The sequence below is a fragment of the Bacillus sp. SD075 genome (assembly GCF_017355165.1).
GTDB lineage: Bacteria > Bacillota > Bacilli > Bacillales > DSM-1321 > Peribacillus.
Map to the genome: position 1 here is coordinate 45,876 of NZ_JADILK010000026.1, position 14,910 is coordinate 60,785.

The 14,910-nt window shown below is 41.8% G+C and carries 10 protein-coding genes and 1 pseudogene; 10 read left to right on the top strand and 1 reads right to left on the bottom strand.

Features of this window, described 5'->3' with window-relative positions; all coding sequences use genetic code 11:
• Positions 1–57: 57 nt before the first annotated feature.
• From IOC57_RS16655 to IOC57_RS16675, 5 genes and pseudogenes are all read left to right on the top strand, one after another.
• A complete protein-coding gene (locus tag IOC57_RS16655) occupies positions 58–1,140 on the top strand; it encodes a carbamoyl phosphate synthase small subunit (protein WP_207439778.1) in 1,083 nt (360 codons plus the stop codon).
• Complete coding sequence (locus tag IOC57_RS16660; protein ID WP_207439779.1) at positions 1,133–4,252, top strand: carbamoyl-phosphate synthase (glutamine-hydrolyzing) large subunit; 3,120 nt, start codon at positions 1,133–1,135, stop codon at positions 4,250–4,252. Before IOC57_RS16655 ends, IOC57_RS16660 begins: the two co-directional genes overlap by 8 nt.
• Complete coding sequence (gene argF / locus IOC57_RS16665) at positions 4,249–5,208, top strand: ornithine carbamoyltransferase (RefSeq protein WP_207439780.1); 960 nt, start codon at positions 4,249–4,251, stop codon at positions 5,206–5,208. The genes IOC57_RS16660 and argF overlap by 4 nt, the downstream gene beginning before the upstream one ends.
• 1,165 nt (positions 5,209–6,373) lie before the next feature.
• A pseudogene (locus IOC57_RS26540) lies at positions 6,374–6,547 on the top strand (IS3 family transposase); the annotation flags it as partial.
• 174 nt (positions 6,548–6,721) lie between these two features.
• The gene (locus IOC57_RS16675; protein WP_034314546.1) at positions 6,722–6,901 is read left to right on the top strand and encodes a YjzC family protein; all 180 of its coding nucleotides are present in this window, start codon (positions 6,722–6,724) and stop codon (positions 6,899–6,901) included.
• A gap of 53 nt (positions 6,902–6,954) precedes the next feature.
• Here IOC57_RS16675 and IOC57_RS16680 read toward each other — a convergent pair whose 3' ends face one another.
• Positions 6,955–7,713 (bottom strand): IclR family transcriptional regulator, encoded by a 759-nt coding sequence (locus IOC57_RS16680; protein WP_207439782.1) that lies wholly within the window; start codon positions 7,711–7,713, stop codon positions 6,955–6,957.
• A 406-nt stretch (positions 7,714–8,119) separates the two neighbouring features.
• Here IOC57_RS16680 and IOC57_RS16685 point away from each other — a divergent pair, with 406 nt between their 5' ends.
• From IOC57_RS16685 to clpB, 5 genes are all read left to right on the top strand, one after another.
• Positions 8,120–9,067 (top strand): fumarylacetoacetate hydrolase family protein, encoded by a 948-nt coding sequence (locus tag IOC57_RS16685; RefSeq protein WP_207439783.1) that lies wholly within the window; start codon positions 8,120–8,122, stop codon positions 9,065–9,067.
• A gap of 1 nt (position 9,068) precedes the next feature.
• Positions 9,069–9,560 carry a DinB family protein gene (locus tag IOC57_RS16690; protein ID WP_207439784.1) on the top strand — a complete coding sequence of 164 codons (492 nt, stop codon included), beginning with the start codon at positions 9,069–9,071 and terminating at the stop codon, positions 9,558–9,560.
• Positions 9,561–9,592: 32 nt separating this feature from the next.
• Entirely contained in the window at positions 9,593–10,705 is a 1,113-nt protein-coding gene (locus tag IOC57_RS16695; protein WP_207439785.1) for a cupin domain-containing protein, read from the top strand.
• A gap of 123 nt (positions 10,706–10,828) precedes the next feature.
• Positions 10,829–12,028: an FAD-dependent monooxygenase gene (locus IOC57_RS16700; protein WP_207439786.1), complete on the top strand. Its 1,200-nt coding sequence runs from the start codon at positions 10,829–10,831 to the stop codon at positions 12,026–12,028.
• 233 nt (positions 12,029–12,261) lie between these two features.
• On the top strand, positions 12,262–14,850 hold the full coding sequence (gene clpB / locus IOC57_RS16705; RefSeq protein WP_207439787.1) for an ATP-dependent chaperone ClpB: 2,589 nt from the start codon (positions 12,262–12,264) through the stop codon (positions 14,848–14,850).
• Positions 14,851–14,910 lie beyond the last annotated feature (60 nt).

Sequence of the window (14,910 nt, forward strand, 5' to 3'; positions counted from 1 at the left end):
AATGAATAATTATGCTATTCTGTATATAAATATACATCATCTAAAGAGGTGAAGATCATGAAAAGCTATCTATATTTAGAGAATGGTTCCGTCTTTGAAGGGGAACTGCTGACTAAATCGAGTGAAAAAACAATCACTGGAGAGATTGTCTTTTTTACAGGAATGACCGGATATCAAGAAGTGTTGACAGATCCTTCATATAAGGACCAGATCGTTATCTTCACATACCCACTAATCGGAAATTATGGAATCAATGAACATGATTTTGAAAGTAAGAAGCCGCATGTTGCCGGTGTGATTGTATATGAAGGAAATATGAGCCATTCCCATTATCAAGCTAAATATTCACTTGGTGAATATCTAGACAAGTGGAACATTCCTCTTTTAAGCCATGTTGACACAAGAGCGGTCGTTAAGAATATAAGACAGGAAGGTTCCATGCAGGCAGTCATTACAGCGGAAGAAAAATACACGGCCATACCTTGCCTGAATGGTTTATCAGCACACGTTGCTGAGGTATCCACAAAGGTTGTCGAGAGTTTTGGGAATGGCGGCAAGCACGTGGTAATGATGGATTTCGGCTATAAAAAATCCATATTGGATTCATTGGTCGAGCAAGGCTGCCGAGTCTCTGTCGTACCGTTCGATACTGAATTCGAACAAATCAAGGACCTGAAACCAGATGGAATTTTGCTTTCAAATGGGCCTGGGGATCCAAAACAGCTTGAATACCTCCTAGGAAACATTAAAAAGATTATTACGAATTTTCCGACGATGGGCATTTGCCTCGGTCATCAATTAACGGCCCTTGCCTTAGGTGGAAATACAAAAAAAATGCTGTTTGGACATCGAGGTGCGAATCAGCCCGTGGTCGATTTGAAAACGAAGAAGGTGTATATGAGTTCGCAGAATCATAGTTATGAGGTGGATGAACCGAGCTTAAAAGGAACATCGCTGCAAGTGAGATTCAGAAACGTGAATGATAACACGGTTGAGGGGCTCATGCATGAAGACTTGCCAATCTTCACTACCCAGTATCACCCAGAGGCAAATCCAGGACCTATCGAGAGTTCATTACTATTCAATGATTTTTTACAAATGATAAATGATTATAGCGGGAGAGAAAAAGCTTATGCCTAAGGACAACACGATACAGACCATTTTAGTGATTGGTTCGGGGCCGATTGTCATCGGGCAGGCCGCCGAATTCGACTATGCAGGTACACAGGCCTGCCTTGCTTTAAAGGAAGAAGGATATAAAGTCATACTGGTCAACAACAACCCTGCAACGATCATGACTGATGAAATGAATGCGGATGCTGTCTATTTCGAACCTTTAACAGTTGATGTACTTGAAAAGATCATTTCCAAAGAAAAGCCGGATGGCCTGCTCGCTACATTAGGCGGTCAAACAGGATTAAATCTAGCTTATCAATTGGATGATGCTGGAGTACTTGAAAAATATAAAGTCAAATTATTGGGAACTCCGATCGACTCCATCAAAAAAGGGGAGGATCGTGAACTGTTTCGTGAGTTGATGTTTGAAATAGGTGAACCCGTTCCCGACAGTACGATTGTCCATACTCTTGAGGAAGCGCTGGATTTTGCCGACAAAATCGGTTTTCCTATTATCGTTCGTCCCGCTTACACACTAGGCGGAACTGGTGGTGGGATTGCTGATTCATTGGACACCTTTAAGGAACTTGTACGAGGCGGACTTCAAGAAAGTCCAATTACACAATGCTTGATTGAAAGAAGCATAGCTGGTTATAAAGAAGTGGAATATGAAGTGATGCGAGATGGCAACAATACGTGCATCACTATCTGTAATATGGAAAATATCGATCCGGTAGGGATCCATACAGGTGATTCGATTGTCGTGGCACCATCACAGACTTTATCGGACGACGAGTTTCAGATGCTGCGTGCCGCTTCCATTAAAATCATCTCTGCCTTAGGTATCATAGGCGGCTGTAACATTCAATTTGCACTTGATCCGAATAGCAAGCAATATTATTTAATAGAAGTAAACCCGCGCGTCAGCCGTTCATCGGCACTAGCTTCCAAAGCAACAGGTTATCCCATAGCACGAATAGCCGCAAAGCTCGCTGTTGGCTACGATTTATCGGAGCTCATCAATCCTGTAACGAAAAGTACATATTCAAGCTTTGAACCTGCTCTTGACTATGTAGCGGTGAAGTTCCCGAGGTGGCCATTCGATAAATTCACGACCGCCAACCGCAAATTGGGAACACAGATGAAGGCGACCGGTGAAGTGATGGCTCTACACCGCAGCTTTGAAGGAGCAGTCCAAAAGGCCGTCGATTCTTTGGAATTGAAAACGATTGGGCTGCAGCTATCAACGCTGAAAAATAAAACGGTTACGGAACTCTGGGGAAAGCTTGCTGAAAAATCCGATGAACGAATATTTGTCATTTTTGAAATGCTTAGAAAAGGTGTGACGATTGAAGAAATCCATGAAGCGACAGCCATAGATTATTTCTTCCTTAAATCCTTTGCGTCATTGATCCAAAATGAAATGAAGATTGAAGCTAAGGCAATCGATCAGGTAACAAGTGAAGAACTGCAGGCATACAAGGAAAAGGGCTTTTCAGACCGCTATCTTGCTTCCGTATGGAAAGTAAGTGAGATGGAAGTGAGAGCATACCGCAAATCATTAGGCCTAACGGCGGTCTACAAAACGGTTGATACATGTGCAGCCGAGTTCGAATCACATACGAACTATCACTATTCAACATATTTTGGTGAGAACGAACAGAAAAAAACTGATAAAAGGAAAGTCTTAATGATTGGCAGCGGTCCGATCCGCATCGGACAGGGTATCGAATTTGATTATTGTTCGGTTCACGGTGTTTATGCACTCCAGGATGAAAATGTTGAAACGATAATGATCAATAATAATCCGGAAACGGTAAGCACTGATTTTGCGACGGCAGATCGCCTTTATTTTGAACCTTTAACTCTTGAATACGTTCTTAATGTAATAGAAGCGGAAGATATAAAAGACGTAATCGTCCAATTTGGTGGGCAGACTGCGATAAACTTGGCAAAAGGCCTGGAGGATTACGGTGTCAATTTGTTGGGGACTTCCTTCGATACACTCGATCAATTAGAAGACCGTGATCGTTTTTATCAGCTTCTTCAAAAACTGGATATCCCCCATGTACCGGGTTCAATGGCTAGTGGTGAAGAACAATTAATTACCTGTGCAGAGGAAATTGGCTTTCCAGTACTCTTACGACCATCCTATGTAATTGGCGGCCAGGGAATGGAAATCATCCGCTCCAAGGAAAGCTTAGTGAATAGAATGGTAAATGGAACGGCACTTGTATATCCCGTGTTGATCGATTCCTATATTCCAGGAAAGGAAGCCGAAATCGATTTGATTGCGGATGGCAATGATGTATACATTCCCATCATTGCCGAACATATTGAGAAAGCAGGTGTCCATTCAGGGGATAGCGTGGCATTATTGCCAGCTCAAACCTTAACGGATGATATCAAAGATAAAATGACCCTTTATGCTACAAAACTAGTTAGGGAACTTGGTTATAAAGGACTTATGAACATCCAATTCGTGATTGAGGGAAATAGTGTATATGTATTGGAAGTGAATCCTCGTGCCAGTCGGACAATCCCAATCATCAGCAAAGTAACCGATGCATCCTTGGTGCAAATAGCGACAAAAATATTGCTTGGGAAATATTCATTGTCGAATGCGTTCGACAAAACGGGCTTAATGGAAGAAATTCCGTATGCTGTCGTCAAATACCCAGTATTTTCTACCTTTGCACTAAGCGGACTTGATTCGAAGGTAGGTCCGGAAATGAAATCAACAGGGGAAGGAATCGCAATCGGAAAAACGGTAAATGAAGCGTTGACAAAAGTATTCCATGCTCAAAAGGCTAAACATACCTCAGGTGTTTATCAATCAGGATCAGTCCAATTTAGTGAAGAGTTGCTAGTGCAAATCAAAGAAGCAGGTTTGACATTGGAGAATTCAGATTTTGATAAATGGTTAAATGAAGGAAATGCTGCGGTCGTTTTGGCATATGGAACAACGGAAGAAGATAAGAAGCTAAGATTGCTTGCAGCGAAATACCGACTGCTTGCATTTACGGAAGAAGAGACTTTCAAGGCCTATCTTCAATCGATAGGAAATGCTGATCCCGGGGTTACCTCGCTTCAGGAATGGCTTGTACCATATTCGAAAGGAGTGTCACACGTATGAGTTCAATGACGGCACCGACACAAGCAAAGATTTTAAATGGAAAAGATTTTTTGACCATGAAAGAGTCTGCACCAACGGCAATTGCAGATTTGTTAAAGCTAGCGCAGACCATTAAAGGCAAATTGCAAGCTGGTGAAGAATATACGCCTTTAAAAGGGAAAACGTTAGGGATGATCTTTGAAAAATCGTCTACCCGTACCCGTGTTTCTTTTGAAGTAGGCATGATGCAGCTTGGTGGACATGCTTTGTTCTTGAGTGGTAATGACTTGCAAATTGGACGTGGTGAAACTATTTCCGATACTGCAAAAGTCCTTTCTGAATATATTGATGGCATCATGATTCGTACCTTCGAGCATGAAAAAATCCTGGAATTGTCAGAAAACGCTTCAATCCCAGTCATCAATGGGCTAACTGATCTCGCACATCCTTGTCAGGTGCTTGCTGACTTCTTGACGATCATCGAGATAAAAGGGCAGCTAAAAGGCTTGAAAATGAGTTATATCGGTGATGGCAATAATGTTGCCAATTCATTGATGGTAGGCTGTGCAAAAATGGGAATGGATTTTTCCATTGGGTGCCCAGAGGCCTATAAACCGGATGAAAAAGTCGTTGCCTATGCTCGAGAAGTCGCAGAAGAGACTGGCAGTGAAATTGTGGTCACAACCTCCGCTTCAGAAGCCATAAAAGATGCGGATATTGTCTATTCCGATGTTTGGACCTCCATGGGGCAGGAAATCGAGAATGGTATCCGTTTAGAAGCTTTTAAAGATTATCAAATCAATGGTGAACTAGTAAAACTTGCTAAAGAAGATTACCTATTCATGCATTGCCTGCCTGCACACAGGGAAGAAGAGGTAACGGCTGAAGTCATCGATGGACCTAATTCCGTCGTTTTCCACCAAGCTGGAAATCGGCTGCATGCCCAAAAGGCGGTTCTGGTGGACTTAATGACTTAACCAAAAAAGAGTCTCTTCAGAGAACAGTCGCTCAGTTTGTAGAAAAAAAGGTTTCGGAATGGTCTCATTCCGAAACCTTTTTGATTTTATTTGTAGCAGTTAGGGAATATAACTGCTACAAATATTTGGGCGTCCTACCTTTGAAAATATCTTTCATCAAGTCATAAATGAAAAAGGCATCAATTGTTGCCCCCATTTTACGAACTAAATGGTTTGATGGCACCAGTTGATCTTGCTGAATAGAACCATGTTTAGAAACATCTTAATCAACTCAAGTTTTAACCATCTATTTTAAACAAAAAAGACTGCAGGTAAAAGGGTCTATCCTTACTGTTAAAACAAAGTTGATTGGAAAGAAAGGTAGGACGAGACTCTTGGGAGGAAAGCGGGTCAAAGGGGAGATCCTGCAGGCGCAATGGCGCCGAGGGAGGACCGCCCGTAGAAAGCGAGTGCCCCACTTTCAATCAACGGTCAAGTTTTAAACATAAAAAGACTGTAGACAAACCCAACTACTATCGAATTGAAATGCCCCGTAAATGTTAGAGACCAAACTAACATTTACGGGGTGTTTTTTATGGCTGATTTTTCCGCCGAACAGAAAATATTCATTACACGACTTTACCTAGAAGGAAAGCACAGCTATATGGATCTTCAAAAGGATTTGAAGTCTCGTATCAAACGATTCAAGGGTGGGTTCGTTTATACCAAATTCAAGGAGCCGATGGATTTAAGAAATCCTATACAAGTTATTCTGCGGAGTTTAAAATGGATGTCCTTATTTATATGAATGAAACGGGTATATCTTCTTACGACGCAGCCGCAAGGTTTAAAATTTATTCTCCAGCTTTAATTCGGACGTGGAGAATAAATTTTAATGCCTATGGAGTAGATGTCCTAATTTCTAAGAAAAAGGGGCCATTATCCATGAAAAAAGAAACCAATCCATCCATCTAAACAAGTTGAAGGGTCAGTGGAAGCGCCTGAAAAACGAATGAAACAACTGGAAATGGAGAATGCGTATTAAAAAAAGTTGAATACTTTAGTTCAAATGCAGGAAAAATTACAACCAAAATCAAAGCGCAAGTAATTGATGAACTAAAGTCGATGTATGAGGTCGTAGCCTTAATTAAAGTCGCTGATATTCAGATAACGCAGACATGGGAAATTTCTTGGCTTGTTAAAGTCTGAATTGCTTTATCTCCAAGAGTTTGAAAGTATGGAGCACTTTGAAAAGGAATTAGATGATTATATCCATTACTATAACCACAAACGTATGAAGGGAAAATTAAACGCCCTGAGTCCGAGAGAATACCGAACTCAGGTCTTAGAAGCTGCTTAAACTATTTGTCTAACTTTAATGGGCCAGATCAAATTTGTCTACAGTCTAAGTGTCTGCCCAAAGAATATCGCTTTTTTAATTCGGTCAAATTTCCTGTGTGTCCTTAATTTTTCTGACATGAAAGGAAGGAACCTGGTAATAATAACAGGGAAAGCATGTAAAGGGGTGAAATCTATGGGGCAAAATCGTCAATTTAAGCCAGGTCAGAAGGCACCTAATAATGGGACCTACGTAGAAATCGGTGAAACGGGCAGCACGGTAGTGAATCCGAAAATGGTAAAGCTTGATGCAGGGGATTCTTTTCCTGAAACATCCAATCATAACCGGATTTGGACTTATAAGCGGAAGCCATGAAACATCCAAAAGCAGGAAAAAGGACTGATCGCCATCCTTTTCCTGCTTTTTTTCTATTCTGCGGAATAACCGAATATTTTCGAGATTTCCAAACAGCTCTTTCTTAAATAGTGGCTTAAAGGATCTTCATAATGATCAGGAATGCTTTCGGTGAACCCAACGGCAGTGATCGCTCCCAATAATTCTGAATTATAATTAAAAACCGGAATGGACATGGAGGAAACAGATGGTACAAGAGGCTCTTTGGCAAAAGCTATTTTGTATTTCCGGATTTCATCATATTCATTTGTTCCTTTAAGGAACGAGCCTGTAACATTACGATCTTTTTCAATCCATTGAGCCGTCAAGGAAGGATCCTGAAATACAGTGAATACCTTTCCAGAAGAGGATGATGGGGGAAGGCGTGTACCTAACTGTGCCCCGATGTTTAAGTTTTGGTTGGAATTCCATATTTTTGCCGTGATTGGTCCATCATATGTCCAAACGGAAAAAAGGACAGTACAAGAAGTATGGTGACTGATTTCCTGTAAATAAGGAGTTATTCTGCTCGTTACATCCTCATTACCTATCGCTGCCATGCCATATTGAATCAATTTGCTCCCAAGGTGATACATACCGGTTGTCTTATCGCGATATAGTAACTCCAGCTGAGTCAAGGTATTCAAATACTTATAGAGGTTACTTTTCGTTATTTCCGTTAATTCTTGAATATCAGAGAATCTTAAAGGAGTTCTTTGGGAAGCAAGTAAATCAATGATGCTCATCCCTATTTGTAATGATTGAATCGTCGAACCGGATTTTACGATTTCCATAAATCAATCTCCCTAATCTGTTTTAATTTAGGTCTAGTATATCAGAAGCTGTAAAATTTAAATGAAATTCAGCAAGAAAAACAGGAGGCTGCTTGAAGCTATCCATATACTTTCCTATTAAATAAATAATTTCAGCTGACCTTTTTATTGATTCCGAAGTAGTCATAATGGTGTAGATGATAACATTTGCACAAAATTTTGCAATACTTTCTTGACAATATTCCGAAAATTGAGTTATTATTTATATAAATAGTGAACAGTGTTACCTATAAGTGGTTTAGGTGAATGTGCATTCATTCATATTCTGGTTTGTGAAGCGAATCCAGCAGAATTAGCCCACAAATAAGGATAGTGACATTAAAAAGAGATTTTTTAAAAAAAACAGATTAATAAAGGAGAATGAAATATGAAATTAGTAACTTTCAGCAATAAAGGATTTAAACGTATTGGTGCAATTTACCCTAATAATGTAATAGTCGACTTGAATTATGCTTATCAAGCGCTTCTTGAAAGCGAAGGAAAACTTCGCAGTGAACAAATCGCTGAAGCATATGTACCTGCAACCATGGAGGCGTTTTTACAGGGAGGGAATGAAAGCCTTTCCATCGCAAAAAAGGCTGCGGACTATGCATTGAACAATCATGATTCCTTCAGACATGAATTGCTGCATGACGTTGAAAATATAAAGCTTGAGGCTCCTGTCCAAAAGCCAAGCAAAATTATTTGTGTCGGACACAACTACCGTGAGCATATTGCTGAAATGGGTCGTGAATTGCCGCCATTCCCTGTGGTATTCGCAAAGTTTGCCAATACAGTAATCGGTCCCCAAGATGATATACCATTTTTCCCAATCTCTGAACAACTTGATTATGAAGCAGAATTCGCTTTTGTAGTCGGACAAAGGGCACGTAATGTCTCAAAAGAAGATGCGCTTGATTATGTAGCCGGTTATACAATTGCGAATGATGTTACGTATCGTGATATCCAACGGCGTACACTTGAGTGGCTTCAAGGAAAAACGGTTGAAGGAAGTGCCCCTATGGGTCCTTGGCTAGTCACTTCCGATGAACTATCCGATCCATCTGGCTTAAATGTCCGATTAACGGTAAATGGTGAAGAACGCCAAAAAACGAATACGTCCAACTTCGTATTCGATGTGAAATATCTAGTTGAGTTCTTATCGAATTTAATGACTCTCGAACCAGGTGACATCGTTCTTACAGGAACACCGGGTGGGGTAGGAGTAGCCCGTGATCCACAAGTGTTCTTAAGGGATGGTGACGTCGTCAAAATCGAGATCGACAAAATAGGTTATCTTGAAAACCGTGTGCGACGTGTCGGGGAGGGGAAATAGAATGGCTTATAAGGAAATCGGGACATCCATTCAATCTGTTCAACGATCCATCGACCACATTCTTGAGACAGCTGCAAACCTTCCGGATGAAACGATCCGATTCAAGCTTACAGATGATGAATGGTCAATCATGCAGATACTTTCCCATTTAGCTGAGGCCATTCCTTATTGGTTAGGTGAAGTGGAAAATGTAGTAGCGGTCCCTGGATCCCAATGGGGGCGTGGATTGCAAGATCCGGCCCGCCTGGCAGCAGTTGCCGATACTGACAAACTTGCTGTTGATGATGTCATGAAGCAAGTGGAGGAGCTTAAATATAAAGTGGAAAGCTGTCTCGGGAAATTAGATGAAGAAACACTATCCAAAGAATCACCACACCGAAATTTCGCTAAATTCGGTAACAAACCAGCTTCTTATATAATCGATCACTTCATTGATGAGCATGTTTCAGGACACTATGATCAAATTAAGCGAAACCTTTCTAAAATCCAGTGAGGAAATGACAAAAAAAGAAAGTAGGGATTAATATGGCTGAAAAATCGGAATACATGAATAGTACAATCGTAAAAGATTTTACAAAGGATATTCAGCAGTATAACCTTGGGCCACTGTGGGAAGCCATTCCCGCTCTGATGGACCATGAACCTAAACCTCATGCCCATGCTTATTTATGGAAAGAAGAGCTTTTGACAAAAAAATTGATGGAAGCAGCTGAAATCTTCACTCCAGACCGAGGTGGGGAGCGAAGAGCCATATATTTTCAAAACCCTGGCCTTACGTATCGCCAGCCTTGGGGATGGGCTTCGACAACGCAAACGCTTTATGCAGCGGTTCAGCTATTGTTGCCAGGTGAAGTGGCCCCTTCCCACCGTCACTCCCAAAGTGCACTTCGTTTCATTACGAAGGGTGAAGGTGCCTACACCATCGTTCAGGGAGAAAGGATCTTCATGGAAGAAGGAGATTTCTTGATCACGCCTAAAAACCTATGGCATGGTCATGGACATGTTGGAGAAAAGCCAATGATTTGGATGGATGCCCTTGATATTCCAACCATCTATTCCATAGGTGGCACTTTCTTTGAACCATATCCAGATCGGATTGAAACGCCTAAACGGCCGGATAATTTTTCAGAGCTCCGTTATCAAGGCGGAATGGTTCGTCCGGTATCCGACCGCTATTCACAAGTGGCACCGCTTGCCAACTACAAGTGGAAAGGCACCAAAGCAGCGATAGAAGGGTTAATGAATTTCGAACCGGACCCATACGAAGGGTTCGCTGTGGAGTATATCAACCCATCAAATGGCCAAACGGCCAATCCGACGATGGGGGCATGGATGCAGAAACTTCCTAAAGGTTTCCATACGAAAGCACATCGCCATACCCATTCCACAATTTATCAAGTGCACCAAGGATCAGGCTATACGGTCATTAATGGGGTGCGTTTTGACTGGTCCAAGGGAGATTACTTCGTCGTTCCGAATTGGGCCTGGCATGAGCACGTTGCAGAAGTCGATTCTTATTTATTCTCGGTAAACGACCTACCAATAATGGAAAGGTTCGATTTGGAACAGCAACAGGCATTAGACGCAAACAATGGTTACCAAAAGGTTGATAGTGAATTCAAGCCTGTTTTGGTTTAAAAATGATCGGTTTGAAAACTTTCAGAATGATCCTGATGTATATATGGAGTGCCAGTTGAAAACGCTTACTAGGATATTGGTCCACAACATTGTCTAAAACAACTAATTTAGGGGGAATTGATGATGAACAAAGAAAAAAAACCATTCATCGTTATCGGTGGGGGAATTGGCGGATTGGCAACTGCTTTAGGAATCGCAGAAACGAAACAGTATGTAAAAGTCCTGGAACAAGCTCCCGAATTTGGTGAAATTGGTGCAGGGATTCAGCTTGCAGCAAATGCTACCAACGTATTGCAGCGTTTAGGCGTCATGGATAAAATCAATGAAATTGCAGTATTTCCAAAAAGGTTGGTGCTGATGGATGCCTTTTCCGGAAAAGAGCTTTCCGCTTTGGATTTAGGTGATGTTTATAAAGAGAGATATGGGGCCCCGTACGTTGTTTTGCATCGTTCCGATTTGCATAAAGTACTGGCTGAAGCCTGTGAAAAGAACCCGTATGTCGAACTGGTTACGAATCAAACCATTATTGAGTCAGTAGAAAATGAAGGTGAAGTGACAGTTACTTCTGCCAACGGGTCCCAACATTCAGGAACTGCTGTCATCGGAGCAGATGGATTATGGTCCAAGGCACGGAAACATTTTGTGGAAGATCAGCCGGTCTGCTCTCGATATGTTGCATACAGGGGAGCGATCCCGATGGAAGAGGTTACGAGCCATGGAGATTTAGATGATGTATATATGTGGATTGGGCCAAACCTTCATCTTGTTCAATATCCGGTTAGAAGGGGAGAACTATACAACCAAGTAGTTGTGTTCAAAAGCTCTCAATACACGGAAGAAAACGAAAAAACAGATCAATGGGGGACCCCGGAAGAAATGGACCGTGTATTTGCCGGAACTTGTGAGCTTGTTCAAAATGCGATTTCATTCATTCAAAGGCAACGCCGCTGGCCCATGTATGACCGTTTACCAATTGATAATTGGACAAAAGGAAGAATGACGCTTACGGGCGATGCGGCACATCCGATGCTTCAATACTTGGCACAAGGGGCTTGCCAGGCTTTAGAAGATGCAGCTTATTTGTCGGATATGCTTCATAAGCATGGGAATGACATTGAACAGGAATTTTTGGAATATCAAGAGGAACGGATTCCGCGTACGGCTCATGTTCAAACGTGCGCAAGAATGTGGGGGGAAATCATTCACAATCCGACCGATGCAGGCATTCTGCTTCGAGATACGATCCTTGCAGGTCGCACGGATAAGGATTTCCAATTCGTCGATGAATTTCATGGTTACAACAGAACAGCCGCTACAGTATAATCCGTCTTGTTTCATCCAAATACTGTGTTATGGGATTTTATGCATTTGACAAATGGGTCTGCCTTTCTTCTATATGAAGAAAGGCTTTTGCTGTTTATCCTCCAAGCCCCCTGCATTTTTTATAACTTTCCTTTACATGGGGAAAATTAGAAGTATAATGAAAATGTAAAGGTCAAAATTGGTCAAATCGAGTGGAGATTCGTTCATGATATAGATGAATGGGAGGCATTAAGATGGATATTAATAAAATGACGGAGAGAACCCAACAGGCGTTCATTGGCGGCCAGGAACTAGCGAAAGATAGAGGGAATCCCGAGCTGACAGAGTTGCATTTATTAAAAACCTTAATGGAACAGGATGAAAGTTTATTGATCAGGATTTTATCCGAATCTGATAAACCGATGAAACTATTTGATATAGAGCTAAATAAGGAACTGGATCGATTACCGGAAGTGAGCGGGGGTGTTTCCCAGGTTTACATGTCATCCTCCCTCCAGCAAATTTTGACGGCTGCCGAAAATGAAATGCGGATGTGGGAGGATGAATATTTATCTGTCGAACATATACTGCTTGCGTCATTGCAAGTCAATAAAACGAATGTAAACAGGCTTTTTTCATTATATGGAATTGATTATGATAAAGCAAAACGGGTTATAAACGATATAAGGGGGAATCAGCGAGTGACCAGTCAAAATCCTGAAAGCACTTATGAAGTACTGAAAAAATACGGCAGAGATCTCGTTGCTGAGGTTAAATCGGGGAAGGTTGATCCCGTAATAGGTCGAGATACGGAAATCCGTAACGTCATCCGGATCCTTTCACGTAAAACGAAAAATAATCCTGTATTAATAGGAGAACCGGGAGTAGGTAAAACAGCCATAGTCGAGGGGCTGGCACAAAGGATTGTCAGGAAGGATGTACCAGAGGGATTAAAGGACAAGACCGTTTTTTCACTAGATATGAGTGCGCTTGTCGCTGGGGCCAAATTCCGCGGTGAATTTGAAGAACGCCTAAAAGCGGTGTTGAATGAAATCAAGAAGAGTGACGGTAAAATTCTTTTATTCATTGATGAATTACACACAATTGTCGGTGCAGGAAGAACGGATGGCGCACTTGATGCAGGAAATATGTTAAAGCCGATGCTTGCGCGCGGTGAGCTGCATTGTATCGGGGCAACGACCCTTGATGAATATCGACAATATATTGAAAAAGATCCTGCTTTGGAACGCCGTTTCCAGCAGGTTCTGGTTCCTGAACCGGATGTGGAAGATACGATTTCTATTTTGCGGGGATTAAAGGAACGGTTTGAAATTCACCATGGCGTCAGAATACATGATCGGGCGATCGTAGCTGCCTCTGTCCTTTCGAACCGATATATAACCGAGCGATTTTTACCGGATAAAGCGATAGATCTTGTAGATGAAGCATGTGCGATGATTCGAATGGAAATTGATTCAATGCCGTCCGAGTTGGATGAAATCACGAGAAAAGTCATGCAACTTGAAATTGAAGAAGCTGCTTTGAAGAATGAGGAGGACCCTCAAAGCAAAGCAAGGCTTGAAGTCCTTCAAAAAGAACTATCAGAACTCCAGGATCAAGCGAACAGCATGAAATCCAAGTGGCAAATGGAGAAATCAGCGCTTCAAAAGGTGCAGGATCAACGTGAAGAGCTTGAGAAACTGCGTCATGAGCTGGAACAAGCAGAGAATGACTATGACCTTAATCGGGCAGCTGAACTTCGGCACGGAAGGATTCCGCAGCTTCAAAAAGAATTGGAAGTAATGGAAGACGAATTGGAAAAGGAAAAAAAGGAATCACGATTGCTTCGCCAAGAAGTCACAGAGGAGGAAATAGCCTCGATTGTTGCAAGGTGGACGGGGATTCCCATAAGCAAGCTGGTGGAAAGTGAAAGAGAGAAGCTGCTTCGCCTATCCAATATCCTGCATGAACGCGTAATAGGTCAAGGAGAAGCGGTGGAACTCGTATCCGATGCCGTTTTAAGAGCAAGAGCTGGAATTAAAGATCCAAACAGACCAATCGGTTCATTCATCTTTCTTGGGCCGACGGGTGTCGGTAAAACCGAATTGGTAAAAGCTTTGGCAGAAACGTTATTCGATAGTGAAGAACATATGATTCGGATCGATATGTCGGAATATATGGAGAAACATTCTGTGTCCCGCCTTGTTGGTGCACCTCCTGGATATGTTGGGTTTGAAGAAGGCGGCCAACTTACGGAGGCTATTAGGAGAAACCCATACTCAGTCATATTATTAGACGAAATTGAAAAGGCGCATCCGGAAGTCTTCAATATTTTGCTGCAAATGTTGGATGATGGAAGAATAACAGACTCTCAAGGCAGAACAATCAACTGTAAAAATACGGTGATCATCATGACTTCCAATATCGGTTCCCATTTCTTATTGCAGTCCAACCGGGTGGATGGTGGCATTGAAGAAGAAATAAAGGATCAGGTCTTTAAAGAGTTAAGAGGCCATTTCCGACCGGAATTTTTGAATCGCGTTGATGACATTGTTTTATTCAAACCTCTGACGAAACTAGAAATCGTTGAAATTGTAGATAAGATGGTTCATCAATTACAAGTAAGGTTAACGGAACAAAATATAGTCCTGAACGTCACTGAAGCGGCTAAGGAATTCATTGCGGACCAGGGATATGATCCGGTATATGGAGCAAGACCGCTGAAGCGATTCATCCAAAAGCATCTGGAAACGAAAATTGCCCGTAAAATCATAGCTGGGACTGTTGAGCTTAAAGAAGGAATAACGATTGATTATGGTCAGGATGGGTTGGTCCTCATATAAAAACGTTGAAATGGAGTTTACCCGTAAGCGAAATACGGTATAACAAAAAAGGATGTCCTT

Excerpts from the sequence above, each read along its gene's own strand:
- IOC57_RS16655 (WP_207439778.1), top strand. The coding sequence starts at position 58 with ATGAAAAGCTATCTATATTTAGAGAATGGTTCCGTCTTTGAAGGGGAA.
- IOC57_RS16660 (WP_207439779.1), top strand. The coding sequence starts at position 1,133 with ATGCCTAAGGACAACACGATACAGACCATTTTAGTGATTGGTTCGGGG.
- argF (WP_207439780.1), top strand. The coding sequence starts at position 4,249 with ATGAGTTCAATGACGGCACCGACACAAGCAAAGATTTTAAATGGAAAA.
- IOC57_RS16675 (WP_034314546.1), top strand. The coding sequence starts at position 6,722 with ATGGGGCAAAATCGTCAATTTAAGCCAGGTCAGAAGGCACCTAATAAT.
- IOC57_RS16680 (WP_207439782.1), bottom strand. The coding sequence starts at position 7,713 with ATGGAAATCGTAAAATCCGGTTCGACGATTCAATCATTACAAATAGGG.
- IOC57_RS16685 (WP_207439783.1), top strand. The coding sequence starts at position 8,120 with ATGAAATTAGTAACTTTCAGCAATAAAGGATTTAAACGTATTGGTGCA.
- IOC57_RS16690 (WP_207439784.1), top strand. The coding sequence starts at position 9,069 with ATGGCTTATAAGGAAATCGGGACATCCATTCAATCTGTTCAACGATCC.
- IOC57_RS16695 (WP_207439785.1), top strand. The coding sequence starts at position 9,593 with ATGGCTGAAAAATCGGAATACATGAATAGTACAATCGTAAAAGATTTT.
- IOC57_RS16700 (WP_207439786.1), top strand. The coding sequence starts at position 10,829 with ATGAACAAAGAAAAAAAACCATTCATCGTTATCGGTGGGGGAATTGGC.
- clpB (WP_207439787.1), top strand. The coding sequence starts at position 12,262 with ATGGATATTAATAAAATGACGGAGAGAACCCAACAGGCGTTCATTGGC.